The sequence below is a fragment of the Bartonella queenslandensis AUST/NH15 genome (assembly GCF_000312585.1).
Taxonomy (GTDB): domain Bacteria; phylum Pseudomonadota; class Alphaproteobacteria; order Rhizobiales; family Rhizobiaceae; genus Bartonella; species Bartonella queenslandensis_A.
In genome coordinates this window covers 1-292 of sequence record NZ_HE998497.1, presented here as the reverse complement: position 1 = coordinate 292, position 292 = coordinate 1, and the positions used below count along the sequence as shown (strand labels likewise).

1 protein-coding gene is annotated in these 292 nt (G+C 37.7%); it reads right to left on the bottom strand.

Translation table 11 applies throughout. The features are described 5' to 3' along the window. On the bottom strand, positions 1-292 hold a 292-nt coding region (locus BN338_RS12580), incomplete at both ends, for a type ISP restriction/modification enzyme (RefSeq protein ID WP_039762734.1).

The window sequence follows — 292 nt, the reverse complement described above, 5'->3', positions numbered from 1 at the left end:
CAGGGTTGCCAACGGTTTCAACCGCATAGCGATTGGCATCATTAACAATACCACTCTTTTTATCTGTTTTAACACATTGACGCCCCATAACCCATTCAAGGGCAGACTTGCCATTGACGATATACTCATATGCTTCAAGAGGGATATCTGTCATCGTGATATTGCTGTTATAAATAACAGTAGACTTATCTTTCTCTTTACCTGCTTTTGCAAATTTCATTTCAGTCGCATAATAAAACTTTTCGGGATTAGAGATCTCTGTTTGTTTTGGATTACCTTTTTTAAAGGTCAC